The following is a 13,658-nucleotide window of genomic DNA, read 5'->3' as shown; positions in this document are numbered from 1 at the left end:
CTCGTCGGTTCCACGAGCCGCGCTGCCACCAAAGTGCGGAAGGTGTCGTCGCCGACCTGATCGAAGCCCAGGCGCGCATAGGCGTCGGTGAGCGTATTCCAGAGCAGCTCACTGCGGTGCGCGGCAATAATTGCGTCGGTGCCACCGGCCGCTGGCTGCCCGAAACCCAGTCCGATCTCTTCTTGACCTGAATTGATCTTGGTTTTCGCGGTAGCGATCAGCGCCGCCAACTCGTCCTCGGAATGGGCCGACCCGAGGTGCTCGAGGATCTTGCGGCGACCGTGAACGGTCTGGGCGATCTGGACCGCGGTCGCCCCCGAAGCCGTCTTCACCTTACGAACATACGGAGGCACCCACCGAACATACCCGACCATTTAGTGCCCGAAACTGACCACCCGAACAGCCCTGGCCTGCACCGATCCAAGAACCGCCCCCGAAAATCAGCTCAGGAGGTCCAACTCAGGTCGGATCAAGGTCGTGGCGATGGACGGATTCACCGGCTACAAGAGCGCTACCACCGAAGAACTCCCCGCCGCTCGGGTGGTGATGGATCCGTTCCACGTCGTACACCTGGCCGCGAGCAAACTCGACCAGTGCCGGCAACGGGTCCAGCAGCAGGTATGCGGGCACCGGGGGCGCAAAGACGACCCGCTCTACAAGATCCGCCGGATCCTGCATACCCGCACCGAACTCCTCACCGACAAGCAGAAGATCCGCCTGTTCGAGTCACTGACCAGTCACGACGACCATGTCGCTGTCGAGATCACCCACCAGATCTACCAACAGCTGATCGCCGCCTACGAACACCGACACCGCCGCGAGGGCAAGAAACTCATGTACAAGATCCTGCGCCGTATCCGCACCGGACTACCCGCCGGACTGGCCGAGCTGGCCCAACTCGGACGAAGCCTATGGAACCGGCGCGCCGACATCCTGGCCTACTTCGACACCGGCGTCTCCAACGGACCCGTCGAAGCCATCAACGGACGCCTCGAACACCTCCGCGGAATCGCCCAAGGCTTCCGCAACCTCGACCACTACATCTTGCGGTCCCTACTCCACTCCGGTCAGCTCGCCGAAAGGGTCAACGCACTCTGAAAAACGAAGAGCCGGATATGTAGTTCATACATTCTCGGATTGCCAGATTCCGGTCCGGTATCGATACCTCTCCGCATGACGGCGAGGAACCCTCTTACATGAGATCGTCCAGTAGCGCGATATCGCTGACCGTGAAGGGGTCCGATGCGACAAGGTTCGCTAACCACTCTGGGGTCGGTATTCGGCGGTTCTCTTCACGAGAGTTGAGGTCCGTGAAAACAAACTCGCCGTCACCCAGGAGGATGAAGCCGTCCGATTCGACGCGCTCCAGATAGGCGATACTGTTCGATCCGGAACCGACCGCTATCGCGTGGACCCTACGATCCTGAATGTCCGGAGCGATGGCGAATAAATAGCTGGCAAAATCCTGACCGAACCTGATCTCCGACACTTGTCCGTCGGTATCGACGTACCGGATGCCGTCATGGCTGGGCCATGAGATCTTCGCCCCGAAGGGTGCCTGGTATTGAGTATGTAATCCGCCGTGTTCCGCAGAACGCTCGGCCTGTTCGCGCGGGACGGGGGACCACTCGGCGCGGCCATCATCGACGCTCGCCGTCCAGAACCCGGACTTGATCGGCCGGCCTTCGGAAACCCCGTAGCCATCCGACATGTACGTCGAGACCCGTCCTGAACTGTCGCACGAATAGGGCATCCCGCCACCGGAGCCCTTGAAGTCGAAGATTCCTCGGGCTTTCGGGATATCAGGTCGGTTCTTGGACATGTCGATCTCAACTAGTTCGTGGACCTTGTCCGACCCGGCGCTCCCGAAACTGCGGAAGAAAACGGCATAGGGGATACCGGTGCATCTGCCGAAAGAAACGATCCGTCCGTCGATCTTGCGGATCGAAACTGAGCCGGCCGACGATACCGAGATCGCGGTAGTTCGATACTGGCCGTCCACTACACCGTCGTCAAGCCATAAGAAAGCGCCTTCCGTTTGAAGGTCGTACGGTGTTGACGCACGCAGTGACATCCCGCCTGCGTCGTGGGGTTCGACGCGTGTACCGGCTTTGGAGGTCACGAAATATCTCTCGTGGTCCGCAAAGACGATTCCGTCGCGATACCGTGCGATCTGACTTCGAAACATCCCCTTCTGGTGCATGTACCCCAGGGGTGTCATATCTCGATCGACGAAGACCACCCAGGAATTGTCCTGAACGGTGTTATACGAGAACTCGAACATCGGTGGCGCAACCATCACTGCGGCGTACGCCCGCTCAGGGATTCGATCGACTTCGGGCCCCAGAACTGATGTCTCCGGCAGAGCGTCGTCCGAACACGACACTGTGACGGCCACCATAAGCGACACCGCGATACCGACAACCAGACGGACGGGCGACCCCCGCCCCCTCCTTCGGCAAAAACGCATCAGTACGCCACAACTAGCGGAGACCCGGTGAGGTCCTTCGGATACACCCCGGGATTGGGGGACACGTTCCGGCCGAGCCATGATCCATATGAGTCCTTATCGAGGTCGATTCTCGAAGTCTCATAGTAGGCTGCCCACACCAACTGGGAACAGTTGAAATGCCCCACATCGGGGCCACCCTTCCTGTTGTTCGCGAAGCCCGCCGAATTGTACCCCTTACCGTCTTTAGATAGAGCGTATTCTGCCGCTAGGTGCTTCTGGTGGTTCGTCGCGTTCTCAGACTTGACATAGTACTTTTGCGGATTCACTCGCATGGAAGCGGCCGCGTTTTCAACGTCGTGGACCCCTTGATCGTCGCTCGCTTCCATAGTAGCTGACGGGGAGGTGAATATCCCATTGTGGCCATGGTTGTAGCCTCCCAAGCAGGAGTCCGAGTAGAAGAAGTCACCTTCTCCTCTAGCTTGACCGACTGGTTGGTTCGCAGGTTTCCCACACGTCGAATCGGCGCTGGGATTACTTACCTGTACGGCGTCAAAAGCATTCCGCTCGGCACTGGAGAGGACCTCAGAGTAGGGAAGGGACATCTGGCGGGCGAACGTCTGAAGATCGCTACGTAGCTTCCTGATTGAGGTATTGAAGTTCCTTACCGATATGTTGATCAGCTTCCGGAGTTCGTCGTCGGGAATATCTGGATACTCTTCTCTTTCCCCGCCCCCGACAGGACTCTGGTCCTGGTCGACACCGTTGGCTGGCTCGTTGCGCTCTGTCGACGGGTGGAGCGAAGGCCCACTGCTGCCGTCTGCCGGCTCAGCGGAGGTAGAAGGGGGCGGTGTTGCCGTCGAGCTCGGGGGCGCTGGCTCGTCCGGGCTAAACGTGGGAGGCTGGCCGCCGCCCCCGCCGCCCCCGCCGCACCTGTAGGGCACCGGCGGAGGCGGTGCATCAGCCGGTTTCGTTCCGGGATGAGCTCTCACCCAAGACGTCGCCCATGCGGAGTTGTACGCGGCAGTCTCCCTCTTGCAACGCTCCGCCGGCGTTTCGGCCGACGCATTTGCCGACAGCAGCGATGACGCCATCACGAGGGATACAGCGAGGGCGGCAACGCTTGCGCCCATCCCGCTGGATGCCCGCTTCCGCGCCGGTCGGTTGTTATCGATCTTCCTGTCTATCATCCGTGAAGCCCCCGCCTACAGACGGCTGGTCTGGCCGTGGGCGTAGTACACGTACACGCCGGTATCGGTGGTGACCGAGATTTTAGCGAATGGACGCACGCTGATCGGGCCGAGCGCGTTGGTAGCATTGAGCTCCACGTCGGACAGGACGATGTCGGCTACGGGCTGGGTCAACGCGATCTCGGCCAGGGTGACGGTGGTGATCTTGCCGGCCCCGACCTCGAACTCCAGGTCCGCTGACGGAATCACATTCGCTTCCACGCCCGCTTGGGCTCCGAGGTCGCCGAGCTTCGCGCCGCCTCCTGAACCGGAGATGGTGACTTCCGGGGCGACCTTGGCGTTGACCCCGCCGGTGAGCTTCAACTCGGGGGTGTGGGCGGTGACCTTCACTCCGTCGGGAGCGACCGATACCGCATAGCCGATCTTGTAGCCGACCTCGAGCGTGGCGCGCACGATCTTGTTGTCGATGTTCCCGATCCTGGCGTGCACATTTGAGGACAACAGCGCTTGCCCCGACAGCGGCGAGGAGTCCAGCGGCGGGACCGCGCGCGCCGACTGCTGGGCCGCGGTCAGGGCGATCGTTAACCCTTCGCGGGTCTTGTACGTCTTGGCCTCCGCGGGACCGCCGGCCAGCAGTGTGGTCATCGATAGCGCGCCCAACAGGGCGAGCAGAAGGGTGAAACCTCGTCTCATCATCACTCCGAGTTTCGTTGTGTTCGTGTGTGAGCCCCCGACTGAGAGCCCGCGAGAACGCTAAAACCGGTTGGCCAGCCAGTACTGGAGAGCATTTGCGAACTTGCAGGTAGAAGCAAGAAATACGATTCCGGTCCGGAATTTTCCGGAGTGGTGACCTTGGGAAATGCCGAGACTCGGATTCGCTGTGCGGGTCCGGTAGGTGCTTGCCTGACATGGGTTCGGTGCTGCGCTCGCGGCCCGCCTTCTGGTGCCAGGGGCCCGGGTTCGCGGCTGGGTTTGTAGGTCGGCGCGACCTCGAACACAGACAAGAAGCACCGGCGGCATAGCCGCCGCCAAACCTTCCTCGACTCGATCAAGGAGGCCCAGATTGCCGGCAACCATCCCGCTCACCATCCGCACCGAGAACTCCTACGCCACCGGCGCTGTGTTCACCCACACCATCGGTGTCGAGGTGTCGCCACCACCCACTCACGACCTCGATGACTGGGCACAGGGCGCCCTCATCCCGTTAACCGGCGAGGGCCCGCAGTACGCAGAGGTTCATGCAATCTACGAGGTCGAGATCCTCACCGCGCCAGCCGAATACCCGCACCTCGTCGGCCTGACCGCGAACGCGGAGGGCTGAGGCGATGACCGCCATCACCGACCCTTGGGTCGCACGTCTGGTCCACCGCGGCCTCGTCCCGGACCGGGCCAGAACTCTGGACCGTGCCGACGTCGCCCGCCGGTACAATCGGGTCCACGACCTGGCCCCGGCTGACCCGGATTATCTGTACTCGCCCGGCATGGCCCAGGACGCTGCCCGAGCGGCCCTGTCGATGGTCGGCATCGACCTGACCGACGGAACCCGCATCGTCCTCACCGACGGCGTGGCCGGTCCGCGGTGCTGGTCGCACCTGGCCAATCCTTGCCAGATCGAAGCGGCGATCGAGGAGCACCGACTGACTACCGGCGAGGTTCTCGCCGTCGAGCCGCTATTGGAGGCGCTGCCGTGAGAATAACCGAGATGGCCGAGATATTCCAACGCCATTGGCCAGTCATCTGGCGCATCGACGCGGCCGAGGCTGCTCGCGCCGAGGGCGCCGACCGAGTTGTCTATGTTCCCGGCCCGTGCGGCGGCGATAAGTACGGCTTCGAGCGCTGGGCCGGCTGGGCGGAGATCACCATCTGCGCCGATCCCGTCTTCGGCGCAGCACGAGCTTTGTACACGATTCTCGGCCTCGATCCGGCCTACGGCCGCAACCTCGGACTTGACCAGGAAGTCTCTTTCGCTGCCGGCCGGGGATTGCTTGGCCTCGACGTCGAGCAGCGCTTCCTGGGGCCCAGCGATCCCGATCCCGAGAGCGTCATCGACATTGACCGCATCGCTGACCTGCTTCCCGTCTGAAAGGACCGCCATGACAACCATCACCGTGAACGCTTGCGATAGCCTGCGAGCGCCTCAGCCCGCAACAGCCGTCTCCTCGGGATCTGGTTCGGTGCCATCGAGGTGTGCTCGCCTGGTAGGCGTCACCGTCTCAGACGAAGTCTAACCTGGGCTCTATCGCATATCCCACATCTCGGTCGGCATCACGCCGTAGCTGATCTCGATGCCGGTTCGCCGCACGACCTCGGCGGCGAACTCGGTGGCCAACCGATCGGGCAGGGGGCTGAGTCTGAACAGGACGCTGCCTTCCTTCGACCGGCTGGTGCTGCTGCCGCGAGTGCGGCGGGTCACCGTGACATCGCCTGCCAGGTAGAGGATCAAACGGGAATCGAGCCAGGCAATCGTTGGTCGATCTACTTCGCGGACCCACACCAGCCCGCCGTAGTCGACGACATGGGCGAAGCACCTGTCGGTTACCTCATACCGCGACTCCGCGAATGAGACGAGTGCCAGAACGATGGCCAGCGGTATCCCGACGATCCCGATCAACGGCTTCCGCCAGTGGTCCAGCGTCAGTGCCGCGAAGGCGGCGACGGCCATCGCCACCGCGATCGGAATTGTGATAATCGCGACACGGCCTCGTGGAGAGGCTACGAGCGACAGCGTTGTCTCGGTCCTCTCGACCCTTGGCTGGCCGATGGGGAGCAGTCGGACCGTCACCGGGGTGAGCGCGACTACCAGGAGGAGCGCGCCGGTCGCGAATCCGAGGAAGCTGAACTCCCAGTCGGTGTCGTAGGCCGAGACGGCGATGAAGGCACAGCCCAACGCGCTCAGGCCCAGAGGGGCCCACAGCATTCGTCTCCGGTACGCCTTCAGGTGCTCGCGCCACAGCCCTTCGTCCATGGCCAGAACCCTACGCAAGCGGGCAATCGCCACTTTGAGCACCGGCGGCACCGCCGCCGGCAGAGACTCCTCCGAAGCGCTCGTGGCGAGAACCGATGGACGCTGCGTCGCTGAACCCTGGCCCCAACGACAGACGGCAGCCCTGCGGTGGAAAGACAGGACCAACCATGACTCCTACGAACCCAGCATCCGTGAACGTCCCCAGGGCCTGGGCATCTTGCGAGTCCTGTCACTCGAACGGCCGTCTCGTCGGTATCTGGGTCGACGCCGTCGACGCGGGTGACCTCACCGCCGAGCAGGTCCACGCCGGCTCGGGCGTCGACTGGCGCACCGAGGGCTGCGAGGTCAAGTCCCGGTTCACAATGGTGTTGACAACTGTTAGGGAATCTCTTCGTATCTGAGAGTGCATAGGTGAGGTTCGGGACGAGCGTGGGCGACCACAACATGTAGGCGGGCCCTGGGTGTGATCATGGAAGTTCCTACACACCCTCGACGCACACCACAGGACCCATGACTGAGCTTACTTCCGATGTTGCCGACACGATCTGCCGAACCGTCGAGTTGGGCGTCACGATCACCGGCGCGGCCGTCGGCGCCGACGACCGGACCCATATTTTTCTGCGAGGTCCTCGACCCCGATCGACGATGCCCGAACTGCAACATTGCAGGTCAACCACGCGATCGGGTCGCACGGATCCTGACCGACACTCCTGCCGCCGGCCATCCAGTCCTCCTGCACGTGGCGGTTCCGCGGTACGTGTGCCACACCAGCGACTGCTCCAGGTCGGTCTTCCGCGCGAGGATCGACCACATCGCCAGGGCGCGAGCAGTGGTCACGACCAGGACGCAGCGCTGGATTCTGCAGCGCATCGTGGTCGACAAGATGAGCGTGGCCGCCGTGGCTGCCAACCTCGGCATCGCCTGGAGAACGGTCAATACCATCGCCACAGAGGCCGCTCGCACCCTGGTCTACAACGGCGACCACCTCGACGGTGTCCGCTGCCTCGGCGTGGACGAACACAAATGGAAACATGTTCGCGGACAAGGAGACCCGAGTTTCGTCACCGTCCTGATCGATCTGACCCCGGTCATCGACGGGACCGGCCCCGCACGCCTGCTCGACATGATCGGCGGACGATCCAAACACGTCCTCAAACAGTGGATGGCCGCCCGAGACCAACGGTTCCGGGATCGGATCAAGGTCGTGGCGATGGACGGATTCACCGGCTACAAGAGCGCCACCACCGAAGAACTCCCCGACGCCCGGGTCGTGATGGACCCGTTCCACGTCGTACACCTGGCCGCGAGCAAACTCGACCAGTGCCGGCAACGGATCCAGCAACAAGTATGCGGGCACCGGGGGCGCAAAGACGACCCGCTCTACAAGATCCGCCGGATCCTGCATACCCGCACCGAACTCCTCACCGACAAGCAGAAGATCCGCCTATTCGAGTCACTGACCAGTCACGACGACCATGTCGCTGTCGAGATCACCCACCAGATCTACCAGCAGCTGATCGCCGCCTACGAACACCCGCAGCGCCGCGAGGGGAAGAAACTCATGTACAAGGTCCTGCACCGGATCCGCACCGGACTGCCGACAGGCCTGCAAGAGCTGGCCCAACTCGGACGAAGCCTGTGGAACAGGCGCGCCGACATCCTGGCCTACTTCGACACCGGCGTCTCCAACGGACCCGTCGAAGCCATCAACGGACGCCTCGAACACCTCCGCGGCATCGCCCAAGGCTTCCGCAACCTCGACCACTACATCTTGCGGTCCCTACTGCACTCCGGTCAGCTCGCCGAAAGGGTCAACGCACTCTGAAAAACGAAGAGCCACTTTCCCTGGCCACCGCCGAGTGGGTCGTGTTCTACAACCGGCAACGACCAGCTACTGCCACGACCTCACCCCCGACCACGCCGAGCGACTCCACTACGATCGGATTGCCACCCCCAATCCGGAGGGGGCACTCACAAGGTGAACTCTCCGGAAACACCGGGACGGATCACTCACCCCCACCGCATCCATCTGGTCGGCCATCGCGGGCATTCGATGCATTCATTTCTGACCCTCCAGCATCCGATAGATCGTCGGTCGCGATACCCCGCGACCCTGGCCAACCCCGCCACCGTCTCGCCGTTGACCTGCGCCCGGCGAATCGCCGCTTGCGGATCAACTCCCGCTTGGCCTCAGCACGCTCAGCCTTGAGGGACACCTCGCACTCGGCCACCAGCAACAGGATGCCGATCATCATCTGTCCGGTGTAGGTGCCCGAGCCCAGCCCTCGGTCAGCAACCGAACCACGATGCCCCGCTCGTTGAGGTCCCCGCACCAACCATTGGCGCCCCACCGCCGGAATCCACACATAGTGGAATTTCCATTTACGGTCGATTCAAATTTAAATCAATCCACTCCAGCTCCTCTCTGATTGCCGAGATCCGATCGGGAAGAATCGTTTGCAACTGCGTGGCGAGAATTAGATCCGCCTGTTCAACGCTGAAGCCATACATTTCCTTCAGTTTCTCAACCGCCTCGACTCGGCTACTTGCATCAAGAACGGTAGAGCTAACCGCCCCGAAGTTTTCGGCGTAAAAGAGCACCGCCGATAGAAGGCCCCTTCGCTCAAGCGTCCGTAGCTCATCATCGCTAGGCACTAATCCCACGGTTAACTCTCCTAGTTAATCTAGTAGAACCACTGATCACCGTTGTCTGCGGTGAACCATCGAGGTGATCGCGGTGCCGGTTGCGGCCCTACTGCCTGCTCTGGCGCAGCGATAAAAACAGTCGCCTGGAAGTAGTGAAACTTCCCCCGCGTCATAGTGGTCGACGATCCGTCGAGTATTTGGTAGCTAGAAGTTTTGTATTCCGTGATTCCACACTCATTATAGCGCCCGACCGCGTTATCGAATAGGTCGTCTTTCATTACCACGCATTGATGATTCGTGATGCGGAACTGTCCCCCGTCTGGGCGTGATATCTGTCCGCGAAGTAGCGCCTCCGGCTTCTTAGTAGCAACATTCAGGTAGATTTCGTAATTGACTCGAAGCTTGAACTCCAGACTACAATTCCCCGAGTTGTTGCAGTAGCCAACATCGTGAAGCTGATCATAGACCCACCTATTGCGGCTTTTGACCGATCCATCATACTGGCCAGTGACACCGAGGTCACGCGCGGCCCTTGCCCGTACGACAGCGGCCTCAATCTCGGCAAGGCGGGACGATGGCCACACAGCTCTTGTACGATCGATGTAACGCCGAACCTGGATTTCGTAGCCCTGGCGAATCGCTTGCGTGATCGTAGCGATCACCCGGTCGGCAGCATGCTTGGCGGGAGAGTTAAAGGGGAGACAACGCCCCGTGTCGAAACGGTATTGAGTACACGCTTGAACTTCTCGCCTTTCGGGCCGGTTCATTCCGGGAGAAGGTGCTACGCTCGGCTGATTTGGGTCGACGCCGCTGGCATTGTCGTTGCGCTCGGTGGGCGGTTTGAGGCTTGGGCCTCCACTACGACCGGTGTCGGCGCCGTCTGGCGTTCCCTTTTCAGGGGGCGATTTTTCCTCAGTTTCTTCGCCATGGTCGCCAGGTTCGGCTGGAGATAGGGTGGGTGGCGGTTTATTGCTGCCGCCACATTTGTACGGAGCAGGTGGCTTCCTTCCTATAGCCGCCCACCCCGCGTTATATGCCGCTGTCTCCCGTTTGCAACGTTGGGCAGGTGTTTCAGCCGACGCCGGCGATGGGGCGAGCGTAAGCACAAGTATGAAGGCGACAGTCATCGTCGCGATTCCTGCGAGCGCACCAACTAGTAGTCCGTGCTCTCTTCTAGCACGATCGAAATGTACATACATCGCGGATCCCCTACTCAGATGCGGCTGTTGGGGCCGTGGTCGTAGTACACGTACACACCGGTATCAGTCGTGACGCTAATCTTGGCGAACGGTCGCACCGAGATCGGTCCGAGAGCGTTGGACACGTTCAGCTCGACACCGGACAGGACGATGTCGGCGACGGGCTGGGTCAGCGCGATGTCGGCGAGTGTGACGGTGGTGATCTTGCCCGCGCCGACCTCGAACTCGAGGTCCGCGGCCGGGATAACGGTCGCTTCGGCACCGAGCTCTGCGCCGATCTCGCCGAGCTTGGCGCCGCCGCCGCTGCCGGAGATGGTGACCTCGGGTGCGACCTTGGCGTTGAGGCCGCCGGTCAGCTTCAGCTCGGGCGTGTGTGCGGCGACATTCACGCCCGAGGGCGCGACCGAGACCGGGTAGCCGATCTTGTAGCCGACCTCGACCGTTGCACGGACGGTCTTGCCGTCGATGCCCTTGAGTGCTGCGTGCACGTCCGAGGACAGCAGCGCTTCGCCCGACAGCGGCGAGGCGTCCAGTGCCGGAATCTTCTTCGCCTTGAGCTTCGAGGCGGTCAGCGTGATGTCGACGCCTTCACGCGTGTGATGGGTCTTCGCGTCCGCCGGTCCGGCGAGCAATGATCCCGCCAACGTGAACGCAGCGAGAACGGTGAGCAGTAGAAGTCTGGTGATACGCCTCATCGAGACGAGCCCCCTTGTAGTCCATGCGGACACCGAAGGACCACAATCCCCCGATGTAACGCTTCCCCCAACCCTGCCGATACTCCCTGTGGAGTGGTCTCGGCTTCGAGTTGCCGATAGTGGGAGGATTCTTCCCCCGAGGCATATTGGACACCCACGGAGATGATTCGACAAATGCGACGGGGAAGTTTCGCCATATTCTCAGGCCACACGTTCTCCTAGCCTCAATCTTTCGTCGTGGTTTTCTCCCGGCCTGAGCGGTTCGGATTGATTGCGGCGGAGCAGATTATGCAGGTCGGGTACGACAGGCTGGCCGGATGCCGCCGGATCGCGGCCGGGTTTCACGGGCCCGGAGGGTGTCTTTCAGGTCGTTCGGATACCAGCGGGAACTGGTGGTCAGCTGGTGTTGGTGAATGCGTCGAGCCGATGAAGCCCAGCGATGAGCAGCCTGGTGTGCTTGGCGTGGGCATCGAACCGCAGGCGTCGTTGACGGGCGTGGCGAGCGATCCTGGCCGCGATCGCGAACAACCGCAGACGCAATGTCTTCAACTCCCAGGTTCGGGCGTTCGTGCTGGTCAACGCCAGCATCTGCATCCACGCGTTCAGGTCGAATGCCAGCGCGACGATCGCAGTCCATACCTGGTTCTGCGCGAACGAGAACAGCGGCAGATTCAGCAGGCCACAATCCTTGCTCTGCCGGATCCGATCCTCGCACCGCGCACGGCGGCGATGCCGCAGTTCCAGATCCGCGAGCTGCCCGAGCTTGGTGTTCGTAGCGAATGCGGTCAGCCGCCACCCGTTGCGGTCGGTGATCCGCAGTTGCGCACCCGGATGCGGTTTCTCTCGCCGCACGACCACGGGCATTGCCTGGCCGTAGCAGGATCGTTCCGGCTTCCCCGGCGCCGCCGGGCCCGTGGTCGATGAACGCGGTCATCGGATGGAATCCGTAGCCTCCCTTGTAATTTCCTGCAGCCGATTGCTTGTCGGAGTGCGCGGTGACCAGGGTCGCGTCGAGGTCGATGACCAGTGGCTTCTTCGCTGAGATGGCATGGTTCGGCGCGGCGGTGCCGGCCAGCGACCACACGCGTGCCCGGGTCGCCGCTCGCGCGGCGGCGATCGCCGACAGCGCCTGGATCGGCGACTTGGCCAGGGTGGAGATCAGGCGGGACACCGTCGGGTCCGAGGCGACGTGGCCGAAGGTATCGGGGCGTTCGCGGATGGTCGCGATGTCGGCGAGACAGTCGCCGCCGGCGACCAACGCGACGGCGAGGTCGGCGATGATCTTGCCCGGATCATGCGTCGCCAACGGTGTGCGCCACGGCGCCAGTGCGGTCGATACCTCGGCTGCCAGGCTGCTGGCCTCGACGGTCCGGGTCAACAGGACAGTTCCGGCGTGGGACACGAGGTTCTCGCCGTCGCCGGTGGCGTGGATGTGTGGATAGAACACGGTAGAGTTGTTCACCAGAAAGGTGCTCCTTCGCTCTGACGTAATCGTGCTGTCGCAAGAACGATTATCGCAGGTGAGAGCACCTTTCTTCATGCTTTAGGCCTGGCGATTCGAATTCACCGATGAAAGATCCAGGCTAGCCGCGGCTTCATCCGTTCCGAGGAAGTCGAGCCGACGACTGCGCGATCAGTTGTCGGCCGCGCGGCGGGCGGCCAGTACCGCTTCGTAGACCTCGCGGCGACTGAACGGCGTCCCCGCCGCCGCCTGCTCGCACGCATCCTTGAGACGACTGCCAGCGTCGGCCAGCCTCTCGGCCGCGGCCACCACCGACTCGAGGTCCGCTTCGTCGTCGATCGCCGAAGCGCCGGCGACGACCACCGTGATCTCGCCCTTGACGCCGTCGGCGGCCCACCGAGCCAGCTCGCCGAGACCGCCGCGCTTGACCTCTTCGTAGGTCTTGGTCAGTTCGCGGCACACCGCCGCCGACCGGTCGTCGCCCAGCACCTGCGCGGCGTCGGCCAAGGTCTGGGCCAGCCGGTGCGGTGATTCGAAGAAGACCACGGTGCGCGGCTCGGTGCGCAGCGACGCCAGCCAGTCGTGGCGAGCGCCGGGCTTGCGCGGAGCGAAGCCGTCGAAGCAGAACCGCTCCGAAGGCAGCGCCGACAGCGCCAGCGCGGTGGTCACCGCGGACGGGCCGGGCAGACAGGTCACGCGCAGGTCGGCGGCCGCGCAGGCGGCGACGAGTCGATAACCGGGGTCGCTCACCGACGGCATGCCCGCATCGGTGATCAGCAGAACGGTGGCGCCGTCGGCGATCGCCTCCACCAATTGCGGCGCGCGCTGGGCTTCGACGTGGTCGTAGTAGCTGACCAGCTTTCCGCCGATCGTCACGTCCAACGACGACGCCAAGCCGCGGGCCCGCCGCGTGTCCTCGGCGGCCACGATGTCCGCGGACGCCAAGGCCTCCCGCAGTCGCGGGGAGGCGTCGCCGGGCTGTCCCATCGGCGTACCGGCTAAGACGAGTGCTCCAGTCACCTGGCCAACCTACCTTCCTCTACCATCGGCCA

At 62.8% G+C, this 13,658-nt stretch carries 11 protein-coding genes and 4 pseudogenes; 6 read left to right on the top strand and 9 right to left on the bottom strand.

The window, feature by feature from the left end; translation table 11 throughout:
- Positions 1–353: pseudogene (locus ABD989_RS01880) on the bottom strand (IS1634 family transposase); the annotation flags it as partial.
- Positions 354–396: 43 nt separating this feature from the next.
- Here ABD989_RS01880 and ABD989_RS01875 point away from each other — a divergent pair.
- Positions 397–1,098 (top strand): annotated as a pseudogene (locus ABD989_RS01875) (ISL3 family transposase); the annotation flags it as partial.
- Positions 1,099–1,192: 94 nt separating this feature from the next.
- Here ABD989_RS01875 and ABD989_RS01870 read toward each other — a convergent pair.
- The 3 genes from ABD989_RS01870 to ABD989_RS01860 form a co-directional block, all read right to left on the bottom strand.
- A complete protein-coding gene (locus ABD989_RS01870; protein ID WP_246994319.1) occupies positions 1,193–2,401 on the bottom strand; it encodes a hypothetical protein in 1,209 nt (402 codons plus the stop codon).
- Positions 2,402–2,469: 68 nt separating this feature from the next.
- On the bottom strand, positions 2,470–3,639 hold the full coding sequence (locus tag ABD989_RS01865) for a hypothetical protein (RefSeq protein WP_246994317.1): 1,170 nt from the start codon (positions 3,637–3,639) through the stop codon (positions 2,470–2,472).
- 15 nt (positions 3,640–3,654) lie between these two features.
- Entirely contained in the window at positions 3,655–4,335 is a 681-nt protein-coding gene (locus tag ABD989_RS01860) for an MspA family porin (protein WP_345312209.1), read from the bottom strand.
- Between the two features lie 367 nt (positions 4,336–4,702).
- Between ABD989_RS01860 and ABD989_RS01855 the strand changes: the two genes are divergently transcribed.
- From ABD989_RS01855 to ABD989_RS01845, 3 genes are read left to right on the top strand one after another with little or no spacing between them, the layout of a single operon-like run.
- Positions 4,703–4,960, top strand: a complete 258-nt coding sequence (locus tag ABD989_RS01855; protein ID WP_345312208.1) for a hypothetical protein — start codon at positions 4,703–4,705, stop codon at positions 4,958–4,960.
- Between the two features lie 4 nt (positions 4,961–4,964).
- Complete coding sequence (locus ABD989_RS01850) at positions 4,965–5,330, top strand: hypothetical protein (RefSeq protein WP_345312207.1); 366 nt, start codon at positions 4,965–4,967, stop codon at positions 5,328–5,330.
- 11 nt (positions 5,331–5,341) lie between these two features.
- The gene (locus tag ABD989_RS01845) at positions 5,342–5,722 is read left to right on the top strand and encodes a hypothetical protein (protein ID WP_345312206.1); all 381 of its coding nucleotides are present in this window, start codon (positions 5,342–5,344) and stop codon (positions 5,720–5,722) included.
- 153 nt (positions 5,723–5,875) lie between these two features.
- Here ABD989_RS01845 and ABD989_RS01840 read toward each other — a convergent pair whose 3' ends face one another.
- On the bottom strand, positions 5,876–6,604 hold the full coding sequence (locus tag ABD989_RS01840; protein WP_345312205.1) for a hypothetical protein: 729 nt from the start codon (positions 6,602–6,604) through the stop codon (positions 5,876–5,878).
- 167 nt (positions 6,605–6,771) lie between these two features.
- Between ABD989_RS01840 and ABD989_RS01835 the strand changes: the two genes are divergently transcribed.
- Together ABD989_RS01835 and ABD989_RS01830 are read left to right on the top strand one after the other, a co-directional pair.
- Positions 6,772–7,005 (top strand): hypothetical protein, encoded by a 234-nt coding sequence (locus tag ABD989_RS01835; RefSeq protein WP_345312204.1) that lies wholly within the window; start codon positions 6,772–6,774, stop codon positions 7,003–7,005.
- A gap of 109 nt (positions 7,006–7,114) precedes the next feature.
- Positions 7,115–8,429, top strand: a pseudogene (locus tag ABD989_RS01830) (ISL3 family transposase).
- A 557-nt stretch (positions 8,430–8,986) separates the two neighbouring features.
- Here ABD989_RS01830 and ABD989_RS01825 read toward each other — a convergent pair.
- The 4 genes and pseudogenes from ABD989_RS01825 to rsmI all read right to left on the bottom strand — a co-directional run bounded on the left by ABD989_RS01825 (position 8,987) and on the right by rsmI (position 13,626).
- The gene (locus tag ABD989_RS01825) at positions 8,987–9,259 is read right to left on the bottom strand and encodes a hypothetical protein (RefSeq protein WP_246994313.1); all 273 of its coding nucleotides are present in this window, start codon (positions 9,257–9,259) and stop codon (positions 8,987–8,989) included.
- Between the two features lie 1,204 nt (positions 9,260–10,463).
- The gene (locus ABD989_RS01820) at positions 10,464–11,144 is read right to left on the bottom strand and encodes an MspA family porin (RefSeq protein WP_345312203.1); all 681 of its coding nucleotides are present in this window, start codon (positions 11,142–11,144) and stop codon (positions 10,464–10,466) included.
- Between the two features lie 396 nt (positions 11,145–11,540).
- Positions 11,541–12,606 (bottom strand): annotated as a pseudogene (locus ABD989_RS01815) (transposase).
- A gap of 171 nt (positions 12,607–12,777) precedes the next feature.
- Positions 12,778–13,626 carry a 16S rRNA (cytidine(1402)-2'-O)-methyltransferase gene (rsmI, locus tag ABD989_RS01810; protein WP_345312202.1) on the bottom strand — a complete coding sequence of 283 codons (849 nt, stop codon included), beginning with the start codon at positions 13,624–13,626 and terminating at the stop codon, positions 12,778–12,780.
- Positions 13,627–13,658 lie beyond the last annotated feature (32 nt).

The organism is Gordonia alkaliphila (assembly GCF_039542465.1).
GTDB classification, from domain to species: domain Bacteria; phylum Actinomycetota; class Actinomycetes; order Mycobacteriales; family Mycobacteriaceae; genus Gordonia; species Gordonia alkaliphila.
The sequence above is the reverse complement of the archived record's forward strand: the minus strand, read 5'-3'. Positions and strand labels throughout refer to the sequence as shown.

Coding starts and splice junctions, on each gene's coding strand:
- ABD989_RS01870 (WP_246994319.1), bottom strand. CDS start 2,401: ATGGTGGCCGTCACAGTGTCGTGTTCGGACGACGCTCTGCCGGAGACA.
- ABD989_RS01865 (WP_246994317.1), bottom strand. CDS start 3,639: ATGATAGACAGGAAGATCGATAACAACCGACCGGCGCGGAAGCGGGCA.
- ABD989_RS01860 (WP_345312209.1), bottom strand. CDS start 4,335: ATGATGAGACGAGGTTTCACCCTTCTGCTCGCCCTGTTGGGCGCGCTA.
- ABD989_RS01850 (WP_345312207.1), top strand. CDS start 4,965: ATGACCGCCATCACCGACCCTTGGGTCGCACGTCTGGTCCACCGCGGC.
- ABD989_RS01845 (WP_345312206.1), top strand. CDS start 5,342: ATGGCCGAGATATTCCAACGCCATTGGCCAGTCATCTGGCGCATCGAC.
- ABD989_RS01840 (WP_345312205.1), bottom strand. CDS start 6,604: ATGGACGAAGGGCTGTGGCGCGAGCACCTGAAGGCGTACCGGAGACGA.
- ABD989_RS01835 (WP_345312204.1), top strand. CDS start 6,772: ATGACTCCTACGAACCCAGCATCCGTGAACGTCCCCAGGGCCTGGGCA.
- ABD989_RS01820 (WP_345312203.1), bottom strand. CDS start 11,144: ATGAGGCGTATCACCAGACTTCTACTGCTCACCGTTCTCGCTGCGTTC.